The organism is Pseudomonas sp. S44 (genome assembly GCF_016624805.1).
GTDB classification, from domain to species: Bacteria; Pseudomonadota; Gammaproteobacteria; order Pseudomonadales; family Pseudomonadaceae; genus Aquipseudomonas; species Aquipseudomonas machongensis.
The window spans coordinates 27,078-43,977 of sequence record NZ_JACVTY010000040.1 but is presented as its reverse complement, the minus strand read 5'-3'; the positions used below and the strand labels follow the sequence as shown (position 1 = coordinate 43,977).

Here is a 16,900-nt window from a genome sequence, read left to right as displayed (position 1 = left end):
ACGTACGGCGCCCCCCGGGGGGGGGGCGGGGGGGGGGGGCCCCCCCCGGGGGGGGGGGGGGCGCCCCCCGCGATAGGGCTGGCCCAATCAATCGATATTCCGGGGCAGGAACAAGGTCACCCTCAACCCACCCTCACGCAGGTTCAACAAACTCACCTCCCCACCATGGCTGTGGGCGATGTTACGCGCAATCCCCAGCCCCAGCCCATACCCCTGCTGCTGCCCCGCCAGGCGGAAATGCGGCTCGAACACCTGCTCCAGGCGCTGCTCCGGCACGCCGGGGCCCTGGTCGTCGACTTGCAGCACGAAGGCCTCTGCGTTGTCGATGATGCGCAGGTGCGCACGCTCGCCGTACTTGATGGCGTTGTCGATCAGGTTGCCGATGCAGCGCCGCAACGCCAGCGGCTTGCCCGGATAAGACGCCAGCACACGCCCTTCGACCGTGATTCGACCATCACGCAGGTAGGGTTCGACGAGGATTTCCAGCACCTGGTTGAGGTCGATCGGTTCGATGTTCTCGTGGATGTCGGTATCTTTCACGCACTGCAAAGCGCCCTTGACCAGCAGCTCCAGCTCGTCGAGATCGCGGCTGAACTTGGCTTGCAGGTGCTCGTCTTCGAGCAGTTCCACCCGCAGGCGCAGGCGGGTGATCGGCGTGCGCAGGTCGTGGGAGATGGCGCTGAACAGCTGCGAGCGTTCGGTCAGGTAGCGGCTGATACGCTCACGCATGGCATTGAACGCGCGCCCTACCTCGACCACCTCGCTGCCGCCACCTTCGGCCACCGGCGGCACGTCGGCCCCCAGTGACATCTCCCGCGCTGCCCGCGCCAGGCGCTTGAGCGGCCAGCTCTGCCAGTGCACCAGCAAGCCGATGAACAACAGCAGCAACAGGGTGGTCAGGGCGATGAAGCCGATCTGCTGGCGCGGCAGACGCTCGGGTTCAAGACCGGTATAGGGCTCGGGCAGCAGCGAGGCGATGTACAGCCACTCGCCTTCGTCCAGGCGGATCTGGGTGACCAGCACCGGCGGATTGAGCGGTTCGAGGGTCAACGCGTAGTGGGCCCAGGAACGTGGCAGCTCGTCGAGCTTCAGGCCGCTGTTGAAGATGCGCAGGTCGTCGGGGCTGACGAACTCGACGGAGATTTCCATCTGCTGGCCCAGGCGTTCGTGCAGCACCTGCTGGAACACCTCGATCACCGCTTGCTTGCGCGGGGTGATGGGCAGCACCGGCATGTCCAGCGGCTTTTCGTTGAGCGAGACGAAAAAGCGCGTACCGCCCATGCTGCGCAGCTGGTCGAGCACCATCGGCCGGTAGGCCACCGGCAGGGAGCGGAAGTAGCTGACGCTGGCGCTCATCGAGTGCGCAAGGCTGCTGGCGCTGGCGCGCAGGCCCTGCAACTGGCTGGCCCGCAGCTGGGCGACCCAGATCACGCTCGACAGCCCCTGGGCGATCAGCACCACCAGCAAGGTGAGCAGCAGCATGCGCCCGAGCAACGAGCGCGGCAGCAGGCGCCAGCGGCGCTCGACAGCCTGCTCAGCCGGCACAGCTGACATTCGCGGCAAGCAGGTAGCCGCTGCCGCGCACGGTGCGGATCAGCCGCGGCGGCTTGTCGGTGTCCCGCAGGCGCTGGCGCAGGCGGCTCACCGCCATGTCGACGATGCGGTCCAGCGGCATCGGCTCACGCCCGCGGGTGGCATTGCCAATGGTGTCGCGGTCGAGGATCTGCTGGGGATGGTCGAGAAACAGCTTGAGCAGGGCGAAGTCGGCACCGGAGAGAATCACTTCTTCGCCATCGCGGTGGAACAGACGATGGCTGACCGTATCCAGGCGCCAGTCTTCGAAGGTAAGCACCGCGCTGGCAGGGGTGGCCGTGGTGAAGTCGCAGCGACGCAGCAGGGCCTTGATTCGCGCCTGCAGTTCGCGCGGGCTGAAAGGTTTGCCCAGGTAATCGTCGGCGCCCAGTTCCAGGCCGATGACACGGTCGGCTTCATCGGAGCTGGCGGTGAGCATGATGATCGGCACCCGCGACTGACGCGGATGCTGACGCACCCAGCGACACAGGCTGAAGCCGTCCTCGTCGGGCAGCATCACGTCGAGGATCACCAGGTCGTAGTTGCCGGCATCCAGCGCGCGGCGAAAGCCCTGGCCGTCGGGTTCGGCATGGACCTGGAGGCCGGAGCGGCTGAGGTAGGTCTGCAGCAACTCGCGAATGTCCTGATCGTCGTCGACCATCAGGATGGTTTTACCGGCAGTGCTCACAATGAATTCCCTTTGGTCGTTACAGGTCTTGATGCCTGTTGTGGCGACATTCTATCGGTGTCGAGGCCATTCGCGGGCAAGCCCGCTCCCACAGTGCCTTGTGGAAACGGGCTTGTCCGCGAATGGCAGCACAACCGACCTTCAGTGGTCCAGCATCTGCTGCAAGGCCACACCGGCTCCAAGCAACCCGGAAAACTCCGCCGTCACCAGCCACACCGGCACACCCGGGAAGTAGCCGCTCATGCAGCCCTTGTCGGCAAAGCTTGCCGCGAACCCGCTGCGCAGGAACAGCTCGGCGAAGCGCGGCACCACACCGCCAACAATATAGACCCCGCCGCGCGCGCCCAGGGTCAGCACATTGTTACCCGCTACACGCCCGAGAAAGCGTGAAAACTGTTCGATCACCGCCAGGGCCTGCGGTTCGCCGCCCAGCGCAGCATCGGTGATCTGCGCAGGGGTCTTGTGACGGGGTGTAGCGCCATCCAGCGCACAGATCGCCTGGTACAGCCGCACCAGCCCACCACCACTGAGCACGGTCTCGGCGCTGACATGGCCGATCTGGCTGTGGATCTGCTGGTGGATCGCCGCCTCACGGGCATTGCCCACCGGCAGGTCGACGTGCCCGCCCTCGCCCGGCAGCGCCATCCAGTGCTGCTCACCGAGGCTCAGCAAGGTGCCGACGCCAAGGCCGGTACCCGCACCGATGACCAGCGCCGGGCGCGCGGCGTCCGCCTGGCCGGGGCACACCTCGACGAACTCGCCAGGCTTGAGGCGGGTCATGCCCAGCGCCATGGCGGAAAAGTCATTGATCAGCGCCAGGCGCTCGACCTGCAGCACCTTGCAGAAGGTCGAGCGGCTCAGGCGCCAATGATTGTTGGTGAAGCGAAATTCGTCGCCATCGACAGGGCCTGCCACCGACAGGCACACGTCCGAGACGTCGCCACGTTCGAGGCCCTGGTCCTTGAGATAGGCCTCGATAGCCTGCTCGGGGCTGGAATAGTCCGCCGTCGCCAGCACCTGCACCGCGTGCAGGTCATTGTCACGCCACAGGGCAAAGCGGGCGTTGGTACCGCCGATGTCACCGACCAGCGAGGCCTTCATTTGAAACGCTCCAGGGCAGAGGTAAAGGCGCTGGCGCCCTGCTCTGCCGGGCTGAACGCGACGCGCATGAAGCCGAACAGCTCGCGCCCGCACCCCAGGTCATTACCCTGGGGTGCATCAGGCTGATCGCGACTGGCCAGTTCCTCGGCCGACACCATCAGTTGCAGCGTGCCTTCGACACCGTCGACGCGCACGATATCACCATCGCGCACCCGTGCCAGCGGGCCGCCGTCATAGGCTTCGGGGCACACGTGGATCGCCGCCGGGATCTTGCCCGAAGCACCGGACATGCGTCCGTCGGTGACCAGCGCGACCTTGTAGCCGCGGTCCTGCAGCACACCGAGGAACGGCGTGAGCTTGTGCAGCTCGGGCATGCCGTTGCAGCGCGGGCCCTGGAAGCGCACCACGGCGACGAAATCGCGCTCCAACTCGCCAGCCTTGAAGGCATCGGCCAGCGACTGCTGATCGTGGAAGACTCGCGCCGGAGCCTCGACCACCTGATGTTCCGGCGCCACGGCAGAGACTTTCATCACCCCGCGCCCCAGGTTGCCTTCCATCACCCGCAACCCGCCCTCGGCCGAGAATGGCCGGGCGACCGGGCGCAGGATGCTTTCGTCCAGGCTGTGCTGCGGCCCTTCGCGCCACACCAGCTTGCCGTCGTCGAGGAACGGTTCCTGGGTGTAGCGGCGCAGACCTTGGCCGGCCACGGTATTGACGTCCTCGTGCAGCAGCCCGGCGTCGAGCAGTTCGCGGATCAGGAAGCTCATGCCGCCTGCGGCCTGGAAGTGGTTGATGTCGGCCTTGCCGTTGGGATAGACGTGAGACAGCGTCGGCACCACCTCGGAGAGGTCGGCCATGTCCTGCCAGGTCAGCTGGATCCCGGCAGCCTGGGCAATCGCCGGGATATGCAGGGTGTGGTTGGTCGAGCCGCCGGTGGCGTGCAGGGCAACGATGGAGTTGACCAGCGCCTTCTCGTCGACGATCTCGCCCAACGGCATGAAGCTGCCGCTGGCCTTGGTCATGCGCGTGACCTGCTGCGCCGCCTCGGCGGTCAGCGCATCGCGCAATGGGGTGTAGGGGTTGACGAACGAGGCGCCCGGCAGGTGCAGGCCCATGACTTCCATCACCAGCTGGTTGGTGTTGGCGGTGCCGTAGAAGGTGCAGGTGCCGGGGCTGTGGTAGGACTTCATCTCCGACTCCAGCAACTCCTCGCGGCTGGCCTTGCCCTCGGCGTAGCGCTGGCGCACGTCGGCCTTTTCCTTGTTGGAGATGCCCGAAGGCATCGGCCCGCCAGGCACGAAGATGGTCGGCAGGTGGCCGAAGCGCAACGCACCCATCATCAGGCCGGGCACGATCTTGTCGCAGATGCCCAGCATCAGCGCGGCATCGAACATGTTGTGCGACAGGGCGATGGCCGTGGACATGGCGATCACTTCGCGGCTGGCGATCGCCAGCTCCATGCCAGGTTCACCCTGGGTCACGCCATCGCACATGGCCGGTACGCCACCGGCGAACTGGCCGACCGAGCCGATATCGCGCAGCGCCTGTTTGATCTGTTCGGGGAAGTGCTGGTACGGCTGGTGCGCCGAGAGCATGTCGTTGTAGGCAGAGACGATGGCCACGTTGGCAGCGTTCATCATCCGCAGGCTGTGCTTGTCCTGGCTGCCGCAACCGGCCACGCCGTGGGCGAAGTTGGCGCACTGCAGGCTGGCGCGCATCGGGCCGTCGCTGGCCGCGCCGCGAATGAGCTCAAGGTAGCGTTCACGGGTGGCACGGCTGCGTTCGGTCAGCCTTGCGGTGACCTCAAGGATGCGCGGATGCATGTACTGGACTCCAGGCTATGTGTAAGGGCGACCTGAACCGGCATTTCCACTCCAAACGATTGCGACCTAGGCTCAAGGCAGGGGCCGGAAAGGTCGTTGGCGTGGAAGGCTCGATCACTCGTTGTAGGTTTACCAAAATATTGCCACTAAAAATGCTTGTTTTCTATCTTGGAGTGAATAATCTTGTAATTCCAATAACAAAACCGTTTCAGTGAAGCCTCATCCCATTTTGTGCCACAGGCTTCACCCGAACTGCCAGAGGTAATGCCAATGACCCTTCGCATCGCGATCAACGGATTCGGCCGCATCGGACGCAACGTCCTGCGCGCACTCTATACCCAAGGCTACCGCCAGGACCTGCAGGTCGTCGCCATCAACGACCTGGGCGACAGCGCGATGAATGCCCACCTGCTCAAGTACGACAGCGTACATGGCACCTTCGATGCCACCGTCGAGGCCGATCATGAAAGCCTGACGGTCAACGGCGATCGCATCGCCGTCAGCGCCATCCGCAACCCCGCCGAACTGCCCTGGAAAGCCGAAGCCATCGATGTGGTGTTCGAATGCACCGGGCTGTTCACCGACCGCGCCAAGGCGGCGGCCCATATCACCGCTGGCGCCGGCAAGGTGATCATCTCGGCGCCGGCCAAGGGCGCCGATGCTACCGTGGTGTATGGCGTCAACCACGACGTGCTGCGCGCCTCGCACCAAGTCATCTCCAACGCCTCGTGCACCACCAATTGCCTGGCGCCGATCGCCCAGGTGCTGCAGCGTGAGTTCGGCATCGAGCAGGGGCTGATGACCACCATCCACGCCTACACCAACGACCAGGTGCTGACCGACGTCTACCACAGCGACCCCTACCGGGCCCGCTCGGCCACCCAATCGATGATCCCGAGCAAGACTGGCGCCGCCGAAGCCGTGGGCCTGGTGCTGCCGGAACTGGCCGGCAAGCTCACCGGCATGGCGGTACGGGTGCCGGTGATCAACGTGTCGCTGGTCGACCTGACCGTCAACCTCAAGCGCGAAGCCAGTGCCGACGAGGTCAACCGCTTGTTCCTCGAAGCCAGCCGCCATTCGCGCGTGCTCGGCTACAACAGCCTGCCGCTGGTCTCGTGCGACTTCAACCACAACCCGCTGTCGTCGATCTTCGATGCCAACCACACCCGCGCCAACGGCCGCATGCTCAAGGTGCTGGCCTGGTACGACAACGAGTGGGGCTTCTCCAACCGCATGCTGGACAACTGCCTGGCGCTGTTCCGGGCAGAATGAAAAGGCCTTGGGGCTGCCTGGCGGCCCCACCTTTACCCCTTCATGACATTTCTCTGCTTGACCTGACGCATGGATGATAAGCATTATCATTCACCCCTCATCGGCCAGGTTTCCCCGTGAGTCAGTCCCGGTTCAACTCTGTCTTCCTCACCCAGCGCCTCACCCTGCTGCGCACCTTGCAGCGCATGGTCGGCAACCCCAGCACGGCGGAAGACCTGCTGCAGGAAACCTACCTGCGGGTTACCCGTGCGCTGGGCGAGCGACCTATCGAACACCTCGAACCCTTCGTGTTCCAGACCGCCCGCAACCTTGCCCTCGACCACTTGCGCGCGCGCCGCGTGCAGTCACGCACACTGGTCGACGACGTGCCCGAGCAAGTGCTGCACAATGTCGCCGCACCGCTGGGCAACAGCGAGGATGCGGTGCATGCCGAGCAACTGCTCAAGCGCCTGAGCGTCAGCCTCGGCCAGCTCACCGCACGCCAGCAGCGCATCTTCATCCTCAGCCGCCTGCACGGTGCCAGCTACCTGGAAATCGCCGAGCAATTGCAAGTCTCGGCCAGCACCGTACAGAAAGAACTGAAGCTGATCATGGCGATCTGCATGGGTGTAGCCGATCGCCTCAAGTGAGCGACCGCTCGCCACCTGGGCAGGTGCTGGCTCTTGCCATGCCTGTCCACAGCGCCGATCATCTGCAAAAAACGCCATGCAAGGATCCCCCGTGAGCAACCCTGCCCCTCGCCCATCGCCCGCCGAGCCAGATGCCCGCGCCCGTGCCATGGACGAAGCGCAGGACTGGTTGATCCGCCTGCAATGCCCCACCGAGCAGGACACCCAGGACTTCGAAGCCTGGCTGGGCGCTGCCGAACAGAACGCCGAAGCCTATGTCGAAGCCGAGGCGCTGTGGAATGGCGCCGCCCTGCGCCATCTGGCGGGCGATCTGCACCAACAGCGCCGCACCTCGCTGCGCGGACGCCTGCGCCGCCACTGGAAACCACTGGCCACCGCAGCCGTGCTGCTGGTCGGGCTGTTCACCTTCGGCAACCTGCCGGTGCGCCTGCAGGCCGATCACTTGACGGTGGTCGGCGAACGCCAGCGCCTGCAGCTGGACGATGGCGCCAAGGTGCTGCTCAACACCAACTCGGCCTTTGCCAGCGACCAGCGCGACGGGCGCCAGGTTGCACGGCTGTTGCAGGGCGAGGCCTATTTCGAAGTGCCCGGCGGCAACCAGCCACCGCTTGAAGTCCAGGCCGGCCCCTTGCGTGCACAGGTGCGCGACACCAACTTCGCCGTACGCTACCTCGATGGCCAGGCGCAGGTACGTGTGCAGCGCGGCGACGTCGACCTGCAGGCCGCCAGCGACCAGCGCATCCGCCTGAGCGCCGGAGACAGCATCAGCGTCGGGCCAGACGGTTTCGGTCAGCGCCAGCGCGCCGACCTGCACAAGGAACTGGCCTGGATCGATGGCCGCCTGGTGTTCGAGAACTGCCCGTTGAGCCAGGTGCTCGCCGAACTGCGCCGCTACTACCCGGGCTGGATCATCAACCGCAACGACCATCTGGAACAGGTGGCCGTTACCGGCAACTACCGCCTGGACCAGCCTCTGGAGACCCTGCGAGCCCTGGCCCATATCACCTCGGCGCAGTTGCACGAATACCCGGCGGTGGTGATTCTCAACTGAGTGGCGCCGCTCCCACAGGGAGTGGGCAGACCTGAGATTTTTGAGCAAGACAGTTGCTCCCACCAATTATTTTTACGCGACTCCCATCCCACGCCCGTCTCGTTATAGCCAATGCAATTGATTCTTGTTCGAAAACAAGAACTGCACTCACCTATAACAGTTCGCGCGACAGGGAGCGCTTCCGATGTCCTCAGGTCCAACCCGCCCTTCCCCCTCTTCCCGACGCATGGGACAACTGTCCCTGCTGACCCTGGCCCTGCTGGCCAGCGGCGCCTGCAGCCTGCCGGCGCTGGCCGCAGAGCCGGCGCAGGCCGCCAGCCCGCGGATGGGCGACTATCGCTTCGCCATCGCCCAGCAGCCACTGGTCTCGGCGATCAACGCGTTCAGTGAAGTCACCGGCTGGCAGGTCGGCTTCTCCGCCGATTTGGCCGAGGGCGTGGCTTCGCCGGGCGTGCAAGGGGCACTGGCACCGGAAGCGGCACTGCAGAAACTGCTGCACGGCACAGGCCTGGGCTTTCGCAAGATCGGCAACGGCAACGTCGTGCTCGAGCGCCAGACCGCAGGCAACGCCATTGCCCTGCAACAGCTGACCGTCAGCGCCACCCGCAGCGCCCAGGACGTGAGTCAGGTACCGAGCACCGTCAGTGTGCAGACCCGCGAGCAACTGGACCGCCAGAACGTCAACGACATCAAGCAACTGGTGCGCTACGAGCCGGGTGTCTCGGTTGGCGGTGTCGGCCAGCGCAGCGGCCTGAACGGCTACAACATCCGTGGCATCGACGGAGAGCGAATCCTCACCCAGGTCGATGGCGTGTCGATCCCCGACAGCTTCTTCTACGGCCCCTACGCCCAGACCCAGCGCAACTACGTCGACCCCGAAATCGTCAAGCGCGTCGAGATCCTGCGTGGTCCGGCCTCGGTGCTGTACGGCAGCAACGCCATCGGCGGCGCGGTGAGCTACTACACCCTCGACCCGGACGACATCATCAAGCCTGGCAAGGACGTGGGCGCGCGCCTGAAGACCGGCTACAGCTCGGCCGACGAAAGCTGGCTGACCTCCGCCACCGTCGCTGGCCGCCAGGGCGACTTCGACGGCCTGCTGCACCTGAGCCAGCGCAACGGCCACGAGACCGAATCCTACGGTGGCCACGGCGGCACCGGCCTTGGCCGCACCGAAGCCAACCCGGAAGACGTGCGCACCACCAACGTACTGGCCAAGCTGGGCTGGAACTACGCCGACGACGCGCGCCTGGGCTTCACCTACGAGCACTACAAGGACGACCGCGACCAGAACATCCTCAGCGCGGTGGGCGGCCCGTTCATCCCTGGCCGTGGTGCGTCGAACATGTATCGGATGCGTGAAGGCAATGACACCGTCACCCGCGAGCGCTTCGGCATCAACCACGAATTCGGCCTCGACAGCCTGGTCGCAGACCACGTGAAGTGGAGCCTCAACTACCAGATCGCCAAGACCGACCAGCGCACCGACGAACTCTATTTCGCCTCCGGTCGCCAGGTGTTCCGTGATCGCCAGACCACCTACAAGGATCGCCAATGGGTGTTCGATGGTCAGTTCGACAAGGCCTTCAGCATCGGTGAGACCGATCACCTGCTCACCTACGGCACCACCCTCAAGCACGAAAAGGTCACCGGCTCGCGCAGCGGCACCGGCACCTGCCTGAACATCGGTGGCACCTGCCGCGCCATCGGCCAGAACAGCGTGAGCGATAGCCAGGCGCTGGTCAGCGACTTCCCGGACCCGACCATCAACACCTACAGCCTGTTCGCCCAGGACGAGATCCGCTGGAACAACTGGACCTTCCTGCCGGGTGCGCGTTACGACTACACCCGCATGGAACCGAAGATGACCGCAGAATTCCTGCGTGGCATCCAGGGCACCGGCGCAGCGCCGTCCAGCGTCGATGACGGCGACAAGAAATGGCACCGCGTCTCGCCCAAGTTCGGCGTCACCTATGCCTTCAACGACAACTACACCTGGTACGGCCAGTACGCCGAGGGTTTCCGTACCCCGACCGCAAAGGCCATGTACGGGCGCTTCGACAACCCGACCCTGGGCTACAGCGTCGAACCCAACCCCAACCTCGAGCCTGAAAAGAGCAAGAGCTACGAGACGGGCGTGCGCGGCAACTTCGAGGCCGGCAACTTCGACGTGGCGGTGTTCTACAACAAGTACCGCGACTTCATCAACGAAGACGCCGTGCAGTCGGCCAACCTGGGCTCGACCTTCCAGGCCAACAACATCAAGCACGCGACCATCAAGGGTGCCGAGTTCAAGGGCCGCCTGAACCTCGATCACTTCGGCGCGCCGCAAGGCCTCTACACCCAAGGCTCGCTGGCCTATGCCCATGGCCGCAACGACGACAATGGCCAGCCGCTGAACAGCGTCAACCCGCTGACCGCGGTGATGGGCCTGGGCTACGAGCAGCAGAACTACGGCGGCCTGCTCAGCTGGACACTGGTCAAGCGCAAGACCCGCGTCGACGACAGCACCTTCTTCGCCCCGGATGGCGCCAGCTCGCAGTTCCGCACGCCGGGCTACGGCGTGCTCGACCTGACCGGTTTCTACAAGGTGACCGAGGATGTGACCGTCAACGCAGGCCTCTACAACCTCACCGACAAGAAGTACTGGCAGTGGGATGATGTGCGCGGCTACGACGGCCTTGGCGAGGCGGCGGTGACCCAGCCGGCCAACCTCGACCGCCTGACCATGCCGGGACGCAACTTCGCCATCAATGTGGTCTGGGATATCTGATCCCGGTACCCGCGGGGGCGGCCTTGTGCCGCTCCCGCAACCTCCTCCCGAACACAAATGCCTCCCACTCCCAGGTGAGGTTTTTTTACTGTCCTGCGTCTTCTCTTTCGTCTTGTACCTAGACAGCCCCATTTCCCAAGGATGCCCCCATGACCAGCCACACCTCCGAGCGCGCCGCCCTGCGCTCGCAACGCCTGAACCAGGTCACTCACGCACCGCACACCGAGCTGGACGCTCTGGTCAAGTCGCACGCGCCGTTCGACAGCCGCGAGAGCTTCGCCCGCTTCGTCGTCGCCCAGTACCTGTTCCAGTCCGAACTGCAGGCGCTCTACACCGACCCGGCACTGATCGCCATCGTCCCTGACCTGGCCGAGCGTTGCCGGGCCGAACAGGCGCGCCTGGACCTGGCCGACCTGAACACCGAAGTACCGGCCCCGGTCGCAGGCGCCCTGGTCAAACCAAGCCTGGGCGAAGCCCTGGGCTGGATCTTCGTCTCCGAAGGCTCCAAACTGGGCGCCGCGTTCCTGATCAAGCGTGCCGTGGCCCTGGACCTGTCCGACAGCTTCGGCGCCCGTCACCTGGGCGAGCCCGCCGGTGGTCGTGCAGAGGGCTGGAAACAGTTCACGCGCATCCTCGACAGCCTGGAACTGTCGGCCGAAGAGGACGCTGCCGCCGAGCGTGGCGCAGTCGCGGCCTTCGAGCGCTTCACCGAGCTGCTCAAGCACGCCTACGCCACGGATGCGGCGCTGGCCTGAGACGCACCTGCCGGCCACCATTCGGGTGGCCGGACCGCTTTGCAGTGAGACCATGACCCGACTTGCCCGCTCCCGACTGTCCCGCCTGCTGTATGCGATCCTGGCTTATGTCAGCCTCGGGATAGGTCTGGTCGCCATCGTCATTCCCGGCCTGCCCACCACCGAGTTCATCCTCCTGGCCGCCTGGGCCGCAACCCGCAGCTCTCCGCGCCTGTCCGCCTGGCTGGAAAACCACCGGCTGTTCGGACCGATCCTGTGGAACTGGCGCAACGGCAAGGTGATCCAGCGCCGCGCCAAGGTCAGCGCGACCATCAGCATGCTGCTGTGCGCAGGGTTGATGCTCACCATGCTCGAGCACCACTGGCCAGTGTTTCTTGCCATCGCCGGCATGACCCTGGGCAACCTGTGGATCTGGTCGCGCCCCGAACAACCCACCGCGCCACTGCCCGCCCAACTGCAACGCTGAGCATTTGCATCCCAGCGCGGGATGTACTGCAATGGGATCCACCAAGGAGGATCCTGCATGCCCCAGTTGCTCGACACCATCGTCCGTGAACTTAACCTCGACCACGCCGCCCTGCGCTGGCACGGCGTTGGTGGGCTGCCCTCGACGTTTGCCGTCACCGACCTGGCCGCCGCGAGCATGGCCGCTGCCGGGCTGGCACTGGCCAGCCTGCTGCAGCGCCAGACCGACAACTGCCCGCTGGTCAGCATCGATCGGCGCCTGGCCTCGTTCTGGTTCGCCACCAGCCTGCGCCCACATGGCTGGCAGCCCCCTCCCCTGTGGGACGCCGTCGCCGGTGACTATCCCACCCGCGATGGCTGGATTCGCCTGCACACCAACGCCCCCCATCATCGTCAGGCCGCACTCGGCGTGCTGGGTAGCCCCGCCGATCGCCAGGCGGTCGCGGCCCAGGTCCTGCGCTGGGACGGTGAGGCGCTGGAAAGCGCCGTGGTCGAAGCCGGAGGCTGTGCGGCGAAGATGCGCAGTTGGGCGCAATGGTGCGAACACCCGCAGGGGCAGGCAGTGAACAAGGAGCCCTTGGTGCTGCGCGAGCAGTTCGACGCGGCAGCGCCATTGGCCTGGCAAGGCTGTGAAACACGTCCGCTGGCCGGTATCAAGGTGCTGGATCTGACGCGTATCCTCGCTGGCCCCACCGCCAGCCGCTTGCTGGCCGCCTTCGGCGCCGAAGTGCTGCGCATCGACCCATTCGGTTGGGATGAGCCGGCGGTGGTCGCCGAAGTCACCCTGGGCAAGCGCTGTGCGCGCCTGGATTTGCGTGCGACGCCTGACCGCGAGGTGTTCGAACGGCTGCTGGGGGAGGCCGACATTCTCCTGCATGGCTATCGCGCCGATGCACTGGAGCATCTGGGTTTTGGCGCGCAGCACAGGCGCCAGCTCAACCCAGGCCTGATCGATGTAAGCCTCAACGCCTACGGCTGGAGCGGCCCCTGGCAAGCACGCCGCGGCTTCGACAGCCTGGTGCAGATGAGCAGCGGCATCGCCCGCGAAGGCATGCGCTGGCAACAAACGGACAGACCTGTACCTTTGCCAGTGCAGGCGCTCGACCATGCAACCGGGTACCTGATGGCAGCCGAAGCGATCCGCGGGCTGGAGCAGCGCCTGGCTCATGGCGCCGGTTACCGGGCACGGCTGTCCTTGGCTCGCACCGCCAAGCTGTTGGTGGAGCATGGAACGATGGCGGATGACTTGCCCCTGGCAGCAGAAACGCCGGAGGATCTCGACCCGCATCTGGAGCAGACGCCCTGGGGGCCCGCGCAAAGGATCAAGGGGCCGTTGAAGGTGGGGCAGGCGTCGATGCACTGGGCACGTGGGGCTTGCGAGCTGGGTTCGGCTCAAGCGCGTTGGTGACGGTTGTGGCCTCATCGCTGCGACTTGTCGCGCGATGAGGTCGCAACAACCGCCACCCACTTACAAACTCAGCGCCCCCGAGTACAGCGCATAAGCCGCTACCCCTGCGCCCACCAGTACCGCCGCGAATATCAGCTTCTCCCAATGGCTGAACAATGCCTGCCCCTGCTCGTGCCTGGCCCGGGCGAACAGGATCACTCCCGGGGCATAGAGCAGGGCCGACAGCAACAGGTACTTGAGCCCCCCGGCATACAGCAGCCACACCGCATACAACAGCGCCAGCAGCGCCACGGCCAGATCCTTGCGCCGCAGCCCCGCCTGCCCGGCATAGCTATCGCCCCGCCAGGCCAGCAGCACGGCATAGGCCGCCGACCAGAAGTACGGCACCAGGATCATCGACGACGCCAGGTAGATCAGGCTGGTATAGGTGCCGGCCGAGAACAGGGTGATCAGCAGGAACCCCTGGATCATGCTGTTGGTCAGCCACAGTGCATTGGCCGGCACATGATTGGCATTTTCCCTGGCCAGAAAACGCGGCATGGTCTTGTCGCGAGCGGTGGCGAAGAGAATCTCGGCACACAGCAAGGCCCATGACAGCAGCGCCCCAAGCAACGAAACCGCCAACCCGATACTGATCAGCATCGCCCCCCAGGGCCCGACGATATGTTCCAGCACCGACGCCAGCGACGGGTTCTGCAACCCCGCCAGTTCAGGCTGGGTCATCACTCCCAGCGACAGCACGTTGACCAGCACCAGTAGCGCCAGCACCCCGAGAAAGCCGATCACCGTGGCCTTGCCGACATCCGAACGGTGTAGCGCACGCCCGGAATAGACACTGGCGCCCTCGATGCCGATGAACACGAACACCGTCACCAGCATCATGTTGCGCACCTGCTCCAGGACACTGCCGAACTTCGGGTTGCCCAGGCCCCAGATATCGCGGGTGAAGATATCCGCGCGGAAGGCGAAGGCCGCGATGACGATGAAGATCAGCAGCGGTACGACCTTGGCCACCGTGGTGACCTGGTTGATGAAGGTCGCTTCCTTGATGCCACGCAGCACCAGGAAATGCACTGCCCACAGCAACAGCGAAGCGCAGCCGATGGCTATCGGCGTATTGCCCTCACCGAATACGGGAAAGTAGAAACCCAGGGTGCTGAACAACAGCACGAAATAGCCGACGTTGCCCAGCCAGGCACTGATCCAGTAGCCCCAGGCCGACGAGAAGCCCATGTAGTCGCCAAAGCCGGCCTTGGCGTAGGCGTAGACGCCCGAATCCAGGTCGGGCTTGCGGTTGGCCAGGGTCTGGAACACGAAGGCCAGCGCCAGCATGCCGACCGCAGTGATGCTCCAGCCGATCAGTACTGCGCCAACATCGGCACGGGCGGCCATGTTCTGCGGCAATGAAAAGATCCCGCCGCCGATCATCGAACCGACCACCAGGGCGATCAGCGCCCCCAGGCGAAGCTTATGTCCCGGTTCGCCCATCTGCAGCTCCCTTACGCCTGTCGCCTGTATGAAACATAACGGCCATTACATATAAATGTTACAGCTTGTTTATTAATCAACGCCATTAAAGCTATAGCACTCATAACGCATTTGTCTATATGACAACGGCCGTCAATACGGACATTGTCGAGCAACTCGCAAATTCGCGACGCCCTGTCGAATGACACGTGAAAAATTTGCGAAACCGCTAAAAACGACTAGCTTCAGATTTCGCGAGCCAAACAGAGCGTTTGCTCTAGAAGTACATGGAGGTGCCAGCGCACAAGGCTTGCAGCAAAGCCGTCGGCACTCTCCAGGAGACCCGAGCAAGAATTTTCTCACGCTGTTGCGCCATGAACTGATCCACATCAGCGAATGACTACAGCGCCGGATTTATTCTGTCGTCAACTTTCTCCTGGCATGGAGTTGTTAAATGTCTGATTCTCCCGGAAAACTTAAACTCGGCGCATTAGTTGCACTTGTCGTGGGCTCGATGATTGGTGGCGGGATCTTCTCCCTGCCGCAAAACATGGCCGCCAGCGCAGGCGTCGGTGCCGTGCTGATCGGCTGGGCCATCACCGCCGTCGGCATGCTCACCCTGGCCTTCGTATTCCAGACCCTGGCCAACCGCAAACCCGACCTCGATGGTGGCGTGTACGCCTATGCCAAGGCCGGCTTTGGCGACTACATGGGCTTCTCGTCAGCCTGGGGCTACTGGATCAGTGCCTGGCTGGGCAACGTCGGCTACTTCGTCCTGCTGTTCAGCACCCTGGGGTACTTCTTCCCGGTCTTCGGTGAAGGCAATACCCCGGCGGCAGTGATCGGCGCATCGCTGCTGCTGTGGGGTGTGCACTTCCTGGTCCTGCGCGGCATCAAGGAGGCGGCGTTCATCAACCTGGTCACCACCGTGGCCAAAGTCGTGCCACTGGCGCTGTTCGCACTGATCTGCCTGTTCGCCTTCAAACTCGATGTGTTCACCGCCGACATCTGGGGCCTGGGCTCGCCCGACCTCGGCAGCGTGATGGATCAGGTGCGCAACATGATGCTGGTCACCGTGTGGGTGTTCATCGGCATCGAGGGCGCAAGCATCTTCTCCTCGCGGGCGGAAAAACGCTCCGACGTGGGCAAGGCCACGGTCATCGGTTTCATCACCGTGCTGCTGTTCCTGGTGCTGGTCAACGTGCTGTCGATGGGCGTGATGACCCAGCCGGAGCTGGCCAAGCTGCAGAACCCGTCGATGGCCGCGGTGCTGGAGCATGTGGTCGGTCACTGGGGCGCGGTGCTGATCAGCGTCGGCCTGATCATCTCGCTGCTGGGGGCACTGCTGTCATGGGTGCTGCTGTGCGCAGAGATCATGTTCGCCGCCGCCAAGGACCACACCATGCCCGAGTTCCTGCGCCGCGAGAACGCCAACCAGGTGCCGGCCAACGCCCTGTGGCTGACCAATGCCATGGTGCAGATCTTCCTGGTCATCACCCTGTTCTCCAACAGCACCTACCTGTCGCTGATCTACCTCGCCACCTCGATGATCCTGGTGCCCTACCTGTGGTCGGCGGCCTACGCAGTACTGCTGGCGGTGCGCAGCGAAACCTACGAACAGGCCCTCGCCGAACGCAAGAAGGACCTGATCATCGGCGGTATCGCCCTGTTGTACGCGATCTGGCTGCTGTATGCCGGAGGCGTGAAGTACCTGCTGCTGTCGGCCCTGCTCTACGCCCCTGGCGCGATCCTGTTCGCCAAGGCCAAGCGCGAGGTCGGCCAACCGATTTTCACCAACGTGGAAAAACTGATCTTCGCCGCTGTGATCGTCGGCGCCCTGGTGGCGGCCTACGGGCTGTACGACGGCTTCCTGACCCTTTGACCACGTCTTCGTAT

Annotated in this window: 13 protein-coding genes; 8 read left to right on the top strand and 5 right to left on the bottom strand. The window is 64.5% G+C overall.

What is annotated here, in order from left to right; all coding sequences use genetic code 11:
* Positions 1 to 87: 87 nt before the first annotated feature.
* The 4 genes from IAE40_RS23055 to edd all read right to left on the bottom strand — a co-directional run bounded on the left by IAE40_RS23055 (position 88) and on the right by edd (position 5,184).
* Entirely contained in the window at positions 88 to 1,554 is a 1,467-nt protein-coding gene (locus IAE40_RS23055) for an ATP-binding protein (protein WP_269669785.1), read from the bottom strand.
* A complete protein-coding gene (locus IAE40_RS23050) occupies positions 1,535 to 2,233 on the bottom strand; it encodes a response regulator (protein ID WP_232233528.1) in 699 nt (232 codons plus the stop codon). Before IAE40_RS23050 ends, IAE40_RS23055 begins: the two co-directional genes overlap by 20 nt.
* 168 nt (positions 2,234 to 2,401) lie before the next feature.
* A complete protein-coding gene (locus IAE40_RS23045; RefSeq protein WP_153772645.1) occupies positions 2,402 to 3,361 on the bottom strand; it encodes a glucokinase in 960 nt (319 codons plus the stop codon).
* Positions 3,358 to 5,184 (bottom strand): phosphogluconate dehydratase, encoded by a 1,827-nt coding sequence (gene edd, locus IAE40_RS23040; RefSeq protein WP_153772646.1) that lies wholly within the window; start codon positions 5,182 to 5,184, stop codon positions 3,358 to 3,360. Before edd ends, IAE40_RS23045 begins: the two co-directional genes overlap by 4 nt.
* Before the next feature lie 270 nt (positions 5,185 to 5,454).
* On the opposite strand from edd, the gene gap reads away from it, so the two are divergent.
* The 7 genes from gap to IAE40_RS23005 all read left to right on the top strand — a co-directional run bounded on the left by gap (position 5,455) and on the right by IAE40_RS23005 (position 13,537).
* Positions 5,455 to 6,456: a type I glyceraldehyde-3-phosphate dehydrogenase gene (gene gap, locus IAE40_RS23035; protein WP_200603926.1), complete on the top strand. Its 1,002-nt coding sequence runs from the start codon at positions 5,455 to 5,457 to the stop codon at positions 6,454 to 6,456.
* A gap of 116 nt (positions 6,457 to 6,572) precedes the next feature.
* On the top strand, positions 6,573 to 7,085 hold the full coding sequence (locus IAE40_RS23030; protein ID WP_054895146.1) for an RNA polymerase sigma factor: 513 nt from the start codon (positions 6,573 to 6,575) through the stop codon (positions 7,083 to 7,085).
* Between the two features lie 148 nt (positions 7,086 to 7,233).
* Complete coding sequence (locus IAE40_RS23025) at positions 7,234 to 8,136, top strand: FecR family protein (RefSeq protein ID WP_231100319.1); 903 nt, start codon at positions 7,234 to 7,236, stop codon at positions 8,134 to 8,136.
* A 184-nt stretch (positions 8,137 to 8,320) separates the two neighbouring features.
* Positions 8,321 to 10,909 (top strand): TonB-dependent receptor, encoded by a 2,589-nt coding sequence (locus IAE40_RS23020; RefSeq protein WP_153772648.1) that lies wholly within the window; start codon positions 8,321 to 8,323, stop codon positions 10,907 to 10,909.
* A gap of 149 nt (positions 10,910 to 11,058) precedes the next feature.
* A complete protein-coding gene (locus IAE40_RS23015) occupies positions 11,059 to 11,664 on the top strand; it encodes a biliverdin-producing heme oxygenase (RefSeq protein ID WP_151925712.1) in 606 nt (201 codons plus the stop codon).
* A gap of 52 nt (positions 11,665 to 11,716) precedes the next feature.
* Entirely contained in the window at positions 11,717 to 12,130 is a 414-nt protein-coding gene (locus IAE40_RS23010) for a YbaN family protein (protein WP_054895168.1), read from the top strand.
* 57 nt (positions 12,131 to 12,187) lie between these two features.
* Entirely contained in the window at positions 12,188 to 13,537 is a 1,350-nt protein-coding gene (locus IAE40_RS23005) for a CoA transferase (RefSeq protein ID WP_197892203.1), read from the top strand.
* Between the two features lie 60 nt (positions 13,538 to 13,597).
* Here IAE40_RS23005 and arcD (IAE40_RS23000) read toward each other — a convergent pair whose 3' ends face one another.
* Complete coding sequence (gene arcD / locus IAE40_RS23000; RefSeq protein ID WP_197892202.1) at positions 13,598 to 15,025, bottom strand: arginine-ornithine antiporter; 1,428 nt, start codon at positions 15,023 to 15,025, stop codon at positions 13,598 to 13,600.
* Between the two features lie 433 nt (positions 15,026 to 15,458).
* On the opposite strand from arcD (IAE40_RS23000), the gene arcD (IAE40_RS22995) reads away from it, so the two are divergent.
* The gene (arcD, locus tag IAE40_RS22995; RefSeq protein ID WP_054925695.1) at positions 15,459 to 16,886 is read left to right on the top strand and encodes an arginine-ornithine antiporter; all 1,428 of its coding nucleotides are present in this window, start codon (positions 15,459 to 15,461) and stop codon (positions 16,884 to 16,886) included.
* Positions 16,887 to 16,900 lie beyond the last annotated feature (14 nt).

Excerpts from the sequence above, each read along its gene's own strand:
- IAE40_RS23050 (WP_232233528.1), bottom strand. The coding sequence starts at position 2,233 with ATGGTCGACGACGATCAGGACATTCGCGAGTTGCTGCAGACCTACCTC.
- IAE40_RS23020 (WP_153772648.1), top strand. The coding sequence starts at position 8,321 with ATGTCCTCAGGTCCAACCCGCCCTTCCCCCTCTTCCCGACGCATGGGA.
- edd (WP_153772646.1), bottom strand. The coding sequence starts at position 5,184 with ATGCATCCGCGCATCCTTGAGGTCACCGCAAGGCTGACCGAACGCAGC.
- IAE40_RS23055 (WP_269669785.1), bottom strand. The coding sequence starts at position 1,554 with ATGTCAGCTGTGCCGGCTGAGCAGGCTGTCGAGCGCCGCTGGCGCCTG.
- IAE40_RS23045 (WP_153772645.1), bottom strand. The coding sequence starts at position 3,361 with ATGAAGGCCTCGCTGGTCGGTGACATCGGCGGTACCAACGCCCGCTTT.
- arcD (WP_054925695.1), top strand. The coding sequence starts at position 15,459 with ATGTCTGATTCTCCCGGAAAACTTAAACTCGGCGCATTAGTTGCACTT.
- arcD (WP_197892202.1), bottom strand. The coding sequence starts at position 15,025 with ATGGGCGAACCGGGACATAAGCTTCGCCTGGGGGCGCTGATCGCCCTG.
- IAE40_RS23025 (WP_231100319.1), top strand. The coding sequence starts at position 7,234 with ATGGACGAAGCGCAGGACTGGTTGATCCGCCTGCAATGCCCCACCGAG.
- gap (WP_200603926.1), top strand. The coding sequence starts at position 5,455 with ATGACCCTTCGCATCGCGATCAACGGATTCGGCCGCATCGGACGCAAC.
- IAE40_RS23015 (WP_151925712.1), top strand. The coding sequence starts at position 11,059 with ATGACCAGCCACACCTCCGAGCGCGCCGCCCTGCGCTCGCAACGCCTG.
- IAE40_RS23005 (WP_197892203.1), top strand. The coding sequence starts at position 12,188 with ATGCCCCAGTTGCTCGACACCATCGTCCGTGAACTTAACCTCGACCAC.
- IAE40_RS23010 (WP_054895168.1), top strand. The coding sequence starts at position 11,717 with ATGACCCGACTTGCCCGCTCCCGACTGTCCCGCCTGCTGTATGCGATC.